The sequence below is a fragment of the Caballeronia sp. M23-90 genome (assembly GCF_053574605.1).
Genome location: NZ_JBSIPA010000329.1, coordinates 1 through 7,608, shown reverse-complemented (window position 1 = coordinate 7,608; position 7,608 = coordinate 1). Strand labels below are relative to the sequence as shown.

Annotated in this window: 11 protein-coding genes; 1 reads left to right on the top strand and 10 read right to left on the bottom strand. The window is 56.0% G+C overall.

Going from position 1 to position 7,608, the window contains the following annotated elements; genetic code table 11:
• Window positions 1–92: 92 nt before the first annotated feature.
• From ACRXB1_RS25475 to ACRXB1_RS25465, 3 genes are all read right to left on the bottom strand, one after another.
• Window positions 93–764 carry a hypothetical protein gene (locus ACRXB1_RS25475; protein ID WP_449493609.1) on the bottom strand — a complete coding sequence of 224 codons (672 nt, stop codon included), beginning with the start codon at window positions 762–764 and terminating at the stop codon, window positions 93–95.
• Between the two features lie 8 nt (window positions 765–772).
• Complete coding sequence (locus tag ACRXB1_RS25470; protein WP_449493608.1) at window positions 773–2,899, bottom strand: hypothetical protein; 2,127 nt, start codon at window positions 2,897–2,899, stop codon at window positions 773–775.
• 128 nt (window positions 2,900–3,027) lie between these two features.
• Window positions 3,028–3,378, bottom strand: a complete 351-nt coding sequence (locus ACRXB1_RS25465) for a hypothetical protein (RefSeq protein WP_449493607.1) — start codon at window positions 3,376–3,378, stop codon at window positions 3,028–3,030.
• Between ACRXB1_RS25465 and ACRXB1_RS25460 the strand changes: the two genes are divergently transcribed.
• Entirely contained in the window at window positions 3,368–3,685 is a 318-nt protein-coding gene (locus ACRXB1_RS25460) for a hypothetical protein (RefSeq protein WP_449493606.1), read from the top strand. The genes ACRXB1_RS25465 and ACRXB1_RS25460 overlap by 11 nt on opposite strands.
• Before the next feature lie 243 nt (window positions 3,686–3,928).
• Here the strand turns inward: ACRXB1_RS25460 and ACRXB1_RS25455 are convergent, their stop codons facing one another.
• The 7 genes from ACRXB1_RS25455 to ACRXB1_RS25425 all read right to left on the bottom strand — a co-directional run bounded on the left by ACRXB1_RS25455 (window position 3,929) and on the right by ACRXB1_RS25425 (window position 7,484).
• A complete protein-coding gene (locus ACRXB1_RS25455) occupies window positions 3,929–4,615 on the bottom strand; it encodes a hypothetical protein (protein WP_449493605.1) in 687 nt (228 codons plus the stop codon).
• On the bottom strand, window positions 4,608–4,952 hold the full coding sequence (locus ACRXB1_RS25450; RefSeq protein WP_449493604.1) for a hypothetical protein: 345 nt from the start codon (window positions 4,950–4,952) through the stop codon (window positions 4,608–4,610). Before ACRXB1_RS25450 ends, ACRXB1_RS25455 begins: the two co-directional genes overlap by 8 nt.
• Window positions 4,949–5,968, bottom strand: a complete 1,020-nt coding sequence (locus tag ACRXB1_RS25445) for a phage protein (RefSeq protein WP_449493603.1) — start codon at window positions 5,966–5,968, stop codon at window positions 4,949–4,951. The genes ACRXB1_RS25450 and ACRXB1_RS25445 overlap by 4 nt, the downstream gene beginning before the upstream one ends.
• A 2-nt stretch (window positions 5,969–5,970) precedes the next feature.
• Entirely contained in the window at window positions 5,971–6,156 is a 186-nt protein-coding gene (locus ACRXB1_RS25440) for a hypothetical protein (RefSeq protein ID WP_449493602.1), read from the bottom strand.
• Between the two features lie 106 nt (window positions 6,157–6,262).
• Window positions 6,263–6,493, bottom strand: a complete 231-nt coding sequence (locus ACRXB1_RS25435; RefSeq protein WP_086383374.1) for a hypothetical protein — start codon at window positions 6,491–6,493, stop codon at window positions 6,263–6,265.
• Complete coding sequence (locus tag ACRXB1_RS25430; RefSeq protein ID WP_449493601.1) at window positions 6,490–7,347, bottom strand: hypothetical protein; 858 nt, start codon at window positions 7,345–7,347, stop codon at window positions 6,490–6,492. Before ACRXB1_RS25430 ends, ACRXB1_RS25435 begins: the two co-directional genes overlap by 4 nt.
• Window positions 7,344–7,484, bottom strand: a complete 141-nt coding sequence (locus tag ACRXB1_RS25425; RefSeq protein WP_449493600.1) for a hypothetical protein — start codon at window positions 7,482–7,484, stop codon at window positions 7,344–7,346. The genes ACRXB1_RS25430 and ACRXB1_RS25425 overlap by 4 nt, the downstream gene beginning before the upstream one ends.
• Window positions 7,485–7,608: the final 124 nt, after the last annotated feature.

The window sequence follows — 7,608 nt, the reverse complement described above, 5'->3', positions numbered from 1 at the left end:
GACCATGCGCACGGCTTCCAGCATGAATTCCTGCGTATATCGAGCTCTCGGATTACCCATCTTTCCTTCCTCCTTGCGTGAGTTTTACACACTCAGCAAGGGATCCATTTTTTGCGGGCAAGCTCAGAATCGAAGACAGATGTCCACCCAGCAATCGTTGTCGCAGTGGAGGCAGGGATGCTCTGCGCCGAGGTGTTCTTATAGCTTAGGTGTACTGCAGAATTTGATTTAAGAGTCGTGAATGCACCAGAAGATGGCGTTGTTGCGCCAACCGATGCACTATTTATTGAACCGCCTGTTATGGCCGGCGTCGCAATCGCTGGCGACGTCCCGAATACTAAACTACCGCTGCCAGTCTCGTCAGAAATCACCCCTGCCAATTGAGCAGAAGACGTAGCAGCAAACTGAGATAGCGGAGCGGCAAGCGCTGCCTTTAATGCCAGGTTGCTGATGGTCGCGTAAGTGCTAGTGGCATTGGCCTGGGTGAGATAAGTTGATGCCGCCGCAGTTGTGCTCAAGCCGCCCAAGTTAGTAAGCGCTGCTGTCGCGCTTGCGACGTCTGAAAGGTTATTTGAAGCCTTCAGGCCGCCGATCGCGGCGGGGGTGATCGTGGTCCACGCTGGCGCGGAGCTGGGGCCCGTAGATGCAATGACCTGTCCCGAGGCCGACCCGGCCGGGTTCAGCAGAGAGATCGGGCTTAACGTAGTTGCGTCCGATGCGCATGAAAGGAGCGCGAGAAGCGCCCCAACTAAGATTCGTTTCATATGTGCTCTCAATATTGGATGTAGTTGTCGCTCGTGGCTTGCGTACAGGCATTAAAAACGACACCTGTCCCAACGATCGAATGATTAACTAACTGCTCAATGTTATTTGAGCATCGGACAGCGGTACACGAATTGAAGAATAGATTCGAGTTCACCAACTGTTGCCCTGTGTATGTGTTATTCGTGACAATCACACCGCTAGAATTTCCAACGTTAAAATATTGACCATTCGGATTGCTGGAATTTTGCTCAATATGATTCCCAATGACCTTGACAGTATTGCAGCCTGATATCTGGAAAACTCCAGTTACGAATCCCGCGTTTGTCTGGTTCGAGTTGTACCATTCGCACGCTTCGACCGTTACTCCATTGACATTCGAGAGTGATACAGCCGCTTGTACCGAGGAAAACGAAGTGCAACCGATAAGGCGGACTTCACTGGTTATTCCGGTGTTTGTCGGAACGCCAACGGTTACCGATGGGCCGCCACCAGATACACCAAGTGGTTGCGATCCAAGCTGGACACCTCGAAGCGTGATGCGGCGAAACTGAGTCGCCATAATGACGGGGAAGAAACAACCTTCCCAGCCCCCTCCATTCACGAAGATCCCATTGGGTGATCCGGTGTTAAAAACGTTGAACGACAGACCCTTATAAAATCCAAAGGAGTAGACGTTGCTGATTTCCATCGCATCAGCATGCCCAACTCTCACGCACTCAGATGTAGTGGTAGCGTATTGGTATGCCAACATACTCGTCGCAGGGAAATCACCATAGTACGAATACACTTCGTTAATCTGGCAGTTTTCCATTCGGTTTGTATCGTACGAGTTGTCGAAGTACGCGAAGTTGTCGTATGCATAACCAGTGCACTGCGACACGAACCCTGAGTTGTGGATTTGCGAGAACGAAATAGCTCGATACGGGTTAGCAAAGTGGCATGACACGACGGATGGCGTCGTTACCGTCTGCGACGAAACGTTCGATTGAGTACCGGGAGTGAGCGCGATCGTCGGCGGATAAAGCGTCGGCGTAAGCGTGGCGGCAGACTGGCTTGGATAATAGAAACTGATTCCTTGAACGGTCGCCTGCGCGGCCAGTTGTACTGCGGAATTCGCTTCATTCGTGCTTCCTCCCCCGAAATCGACAGCGATTGCGGAGACGCCCTGTGGGTGATACCAACCCTGCGTACCAAACGTCTGGTATCGGACCCCAGTGAACAGACCTTTTCCGGGCCCTTCAAGTACAGCCCCATAAGGGACCATGATCGGCTGCGTTATGCGGTAGGTTGAACTAGGGCGAGGTGTGACGACGCCGACGGCCATCAGTGCGGCATTGATTGCGGGGGCATCGTTCCCCGTGCCATTGCCGAGCGCACCGAACTGTTCCGGAACGACGGATGTTTGATACCCAAGCAACCACCGGCCAACTCCAGTCAACGATGCGATGATGGTCCCGTTATTGACCGTGGCTGTGGATGTAGCACTGTACCAATAGGCACCCCCGCCGCCATCGCCTGGGGCATAGTAGCCAGTTGCAAATGCACGAGTGTAGACAGCGGGGTTTAGCGCTTGCAGTGCAGCGATCGAATCTACGCCCCGATTAAGAACATTTCCCCACGTAAGCTGCTGGTCGCCCACAGTACTTGCGCTAGGCACACCGATCGTTCTCGCCGAGCCACCGACAATCGTGATGGCCTGAATGCCGACGGGAACCACGGGGTTGAACGTGAGAGCGTTCCCAGACAAACTGCAATCAAATTGGCGAGCATCGTCAAAATAGACGCCAATATTATTGATCGATCCATACGTGCCGGCTAACGTGATCGATGTCGTAGTGCCAGGCGTGAATCCAGATCCTGCAACGAATGTTTCGCGTGTGGCATTCGTCGTGGCGAGATCAGTGACCGTGGCATAGACAAGCGAGCCCGACTGAAGAAGAGAAATTTTCTCCGTTCCGGAAAGCGCATTTCGATAGGGCAAATTGGCCGGATTGACCTTTGCATTCGCATAGGCTGCCAGTTGCGATGCAGGCGTGGCTGCCTCAGATCCGCTCTGCGACGTGTAAAGCAAATCTGCGTCTTGAGTCGGGCCGGCTGAAGGGAACTGCTTTAATTGCTCACCAGAAACTGTCATTCGACGTCTCAGCAGCTACATGCGCGGGCTGAGTTTTACTGGCGCGAGTGGCTGCAAAACTGTATGTGACTCAACCTAGGATTTATTACGAGGCTGAATCCTGAACTAACCGGTTAAGTCAGGATTACTTATGGAGGGGTGTATGGCGGGTATTTATGGCTCGCGGCCGCCAATTGTTTACCGGCTTTGAGATAGGGCGGAACGATGATCCGCTGTGATTTTTCCTGCGACCATTGAAGTAGACTTGGCTTCATGAGAAAAATAATGATTGCTGCTGCGGTTGTGCTTTCCGCATGCTCGAACCTAATTGCCGTTCCAAAGGCGGTTGACTCTGACTTGCCGGCAAATGAGCGGCGCGTCCAAGCCCCGCAGACAGATTTGCCGGAAATCACGATCATGCCGGCGCCATCGCCCGGGCAGGTAACGTTCCGAAAGAGTAAGCCAATCGTGCAACCTACCGCGAAGGGAATGGCGCTCATGGATGGCTCGATTGACGGCGCAATCGTATGCAGTTCGCTTAACCTTACCCAATACATTTATGGCCGGATCAACGTCGCGCGTCACTTGCAAGCGCATCTGCCGCCAGATCTGCGCCGCCAGGCAGCATTAGTGAAGGGCTACGACGAGTCAGTAGAGCCGCGCCTGTCCGACTTTGACTGCGTGCTCGTGCCGATCGGTACACCCTTGTCCGTGGAACCAGGCAACTTTGTGTCCGTAGTTTCCGGAAAGCTACCGAACGGGAAGCACTTCACAGGTGTCACGCTCCCAAATATGATCGATAAGTAAAGGGGTGAGCGCCATCCTCACCCCTGTGAAGGCGAGGGTACGAATCTGTTTCGTGCCCTTCAAGGCCCCATCAAACTAATCGCGACAGGTGCGCAGTAAGTGCGCGGCTAGAAGATCCCTCGATGCCGCTTCACCAGGGCCCGAACCTCCCTGAGCATGTCATTGAAGCGTCTGCGATGATCGAGGAACGGCCGCGCGCGCAGCCCGTGCATCAATGCGTTCTGCGCCGCAGCCGCCTTCCCTTCAGGCGTCTTCGGCCCAGTTGACAGCTCCCACGGTTTCCATCGCTTTATTTTTTCGGCCTGCGCCGCCCGTTGTTCCGATGTCCAGCGTCGCGCCATTTCGCGCCTCCGTGTCGTCCGTTAATAGTTCGTTTGTCACAACTGCCCTTTCCTTCTTTCCGTGCGCATCAACGTCAGCTTTCGTCGCGTGCGCGTGAGTGGGCGGCGCCACGCCGTTATTGACCTGCTGATTTCCGGCCGCCACGTTCTGCTGCTTCACGAAGGAGACCTGTTTAGGCGCCTTTAACTCACCAAGGACGCGCAGAGTTTGCGTACATTGCGCCTGGGCCTTCAAAGCCATGCGCATCAGCGCTTCTGCCGCCGGTAACCGATGAGGGATGTTCGCTCCTGCAATCGACGCGCACTCGTTGTAAATCGAATTTAGCGACATTGCTTGGGCAATCAGAAGCGTTTCGGCGTGCTTCATGTCCCCCGCTACGACCTCATCACAACGGGCTTGATATTCTTCGTTCAAATTGAAGATGTTGACGCCCCCCTGTTTGTCCATCGATTCAGGCACAAAACTCATGCTGGTATGCGCGCTCATCGTTGCGGGACGCGTCATCAACCTCGCAGTTACCTTGTGCCGGTTCGCAGCTCGAGCCTGTTGCGCCAGATCTTCGGGTGAAGAACCCTCATTTTCAGCCATTGTCTGATTCTCCTGATTTATCGAAACTGTATTCAAGCGGACGAAGGAGGCCCTTCTCGATCCGCCTTCGATACCGCCCAAGCATGGTTTGCTGAAACCGTCCGATGGGGTTGCGATGACCAGAATCGAACGCAACCATGGACCGGCGATAGGTCCATGCGATCATCTGTTCCCACCGCAGGACGCTCGGCGATACCGAATCGGGCTCGAGCTCCCCGAGGCCGAGTTGCAGGTACTTTTCGTAGAGCGGGAAATCCCGCCGGCCGAAGCTTATCGATTTCTCGATCAACGCGAGCTGCGCGTCGAAATCGTCATTAACCAATTTTTTATCGCTCATGTCGCCTTCCAAGTTCCATCTGGCTGGCGCTGCTCAACCGGTCCCTGCGTCAGGCCCGTTGCTGATACGGAATTGTTCTGATCTGGGGCCGATATATCGACGGCAACGCAAATCATGTCGACGTACCAAGCCTGTCCGCGTGTGTCACCCTCGAACTCTGCCGTCATCACGCGATAGGTGCCCTGCGCCGTCGCCAGGCCGGCAACAGCGGGAGTGTTCGGGTTGTAGCTCAACCCCTGTTGCTGCATCGTGATGTGGTTGATGTCGGACTGAGCGATTTGCACCAAGCAGCCGATACGAATCAGCGGGTTTAACAGAGCGCGTACGCGGACACCTGCGTTCGTCGCTTCAGGGATGCCGATTAGACCGGTTGTCGAAGACAGCACCACAGCCTCGCCCGGTCGATACCCAGTAACAGGCACGACGACAAACTGGCCGTTCTGCAGTGACCAGCTATAGCCATACTTGTTCGCCCAGTCGCGTGCATAGTCGCGACTCATGCCGAACATCGTTTTCCCGCGCGATAGGGCCTGCTGCGTCCCAGCAGCGGCCCCGGCAATAAGACCCGTTGCATCGTTGGCGAAATTCACGACAGGGACCCCGTTGACGGACGGAGCACTCTGTATTGCAGTGATTACTTGCTCTGGCGTCTGGCCGGCTTTAAGGGATAGGCTAATTACCGCGAAGTTGTACCATTCGTCGCTATCTGCAGCCCATATGTCCATGTAACTGTCGACGTTGCGTTCGCGCCCAGTCGCTGTTTGTTTTATGGTGCCGGTGAAAATTACGCCGTAGTTACCGCCGGTATAGCCAGCCTGAAGCGTGATCGTAGTGAACTCCGTTCCGATCTTCTGGACCGTTTCTTTCTTCAGGTTGTAGACGCGCGCACGCATGATGTTCGGCGTCTGCGCTTCTGAATTCTCCGTTTTGAATGTGAAGCGCAAGTCCGACAGTTCGAGTCCGGTTGTGCTGGAACTAACAATAAGCGAAGCCTTGCGCCCGAATTGATTTGCCATCGTTATGTTCCCTCGGACTTAAGTACCCAGTCCGGTACGGGCTGCGGGGCAGCAATACCCCGTACGGTCACCACGTAGGCATCGGGGTTCTGCCGGCGCGCTTCCTCGGCAAAGTCCCAAGCCATCCCTCGCGGGTAGATGCCTTGCACCACGCCGTCAATCCATACACACCACAATCGTTCGTCCATAACTTCTCCATAAGAATGGTGCCGGCCGCGGCGCGCTATGAGTTGACGCCCGCCGGCTGTCGGGGTTTTGGTGGAGGGCGGCACTCGCCGACTAATCCGCCTCATGTCATTTCCCCGCGCGTCGTGCCCAGAACTGGCGTGCTATTTCGTTGAGATCGACCGGCGCTTTCGCCATCCGGCGCGCGAGCGCATTCGCGTCAGCGCGGGCGGTGAGGCCGTCGTGAGTGGCAGCGATCATCGGATGAGGCTTCGCCAAACGGCTTTCCTCTTCGGGAACGACATCGAGCGGGAAGGTCTCGGCGTCGATCGTGAACATTCGAATAAGTTTCTTGGTCATGACCTGTTCCTCGATGCGTCGAACTGCGCTTCCGCGTCTTCCATCAACGCCGCCGTGTATTGGTGCCAGCGCAAGGAGGCCTCATTGATCCGGTCCATTGCGCCGAGCTCGATGCGCAGCGCCGAGCGAGCGCGCGGAGTAATTGGCATTTGTGAGCTCGTTGAGGCGTCTACCTCGGCGCTCAGCGCCAGATATTCCTCACCGAGTCGTTCCAAGCGCTCCACCATGCAGTCTCTTTCCGCAGTCTTCACCGCGTGCACTGCAAGCCGCTGGCGGGTCTCTGCGTCGGTGTGTGCCTTATGTGCATCGGCGAGCTCCGCTTCCAGTTGATCAAGCGCGGCTTTGGCGGTGTCGCGCCGGGTGGTGGCGTCAAGGACCGCGCCCCGGTCGATGAGCTGGTTCGTGTCTGCTGATGCACTGCCGGCCTTCAGAAGGACCGCCAGCGTGGCGCCGCTCGCCGCGATCTGGCGATTGAGTGATTCGGAGAGCGTGTCGAGCTCATCCTGTCGGGCGATCAGATAGGCGCTGGCACGATCAACCGCTTCATCGGCGCTCGCCACCCGGGCGGCAGCATCCAAGCGGTCTTCAATGGCTCTGCGCAGCGTCTCCCTCTCTTTGCCGGACTCAATTTCGAGATAGTTATCAGCGATGCGCTGTGCGATCACGATTGCGGGCGCCTGGACTTTTTCGGTGTTTTCGGAAATAGGCTGATCGCAGCGCTCGCTACGCACTGGCACGTTCGGACGCGCCGCGAGCATCACCTGCATCATCGCGGTCGCTTGGCCAGACGTCAGGTTCACCCCGTAGACCTTCCCGGTAGTGTCGACGATCCGAAACACGTTGGCTTCCATCATGCTGCACCTCCAACGTGGTGCATCGTCACCGGGACGTTGTGGTGCTGCAGGATGGCCAGCATCTCGAGCGCGATCGCATGCGTCACGTTGTCCACGAGGACCAGGCCGGACATGTCTTTGATTTGCCACTTGTTCATTTGCTTCTCCAGAAATTAAGCGACGCAAGACGCCGCGGGAGGATTGAGGTTTTCTGTTTCCGCTCCGGGATGAGCGTCGCGCTGTCCACTTCAATCTTTATCGTGTAGTGCTGTTCGAGTGACT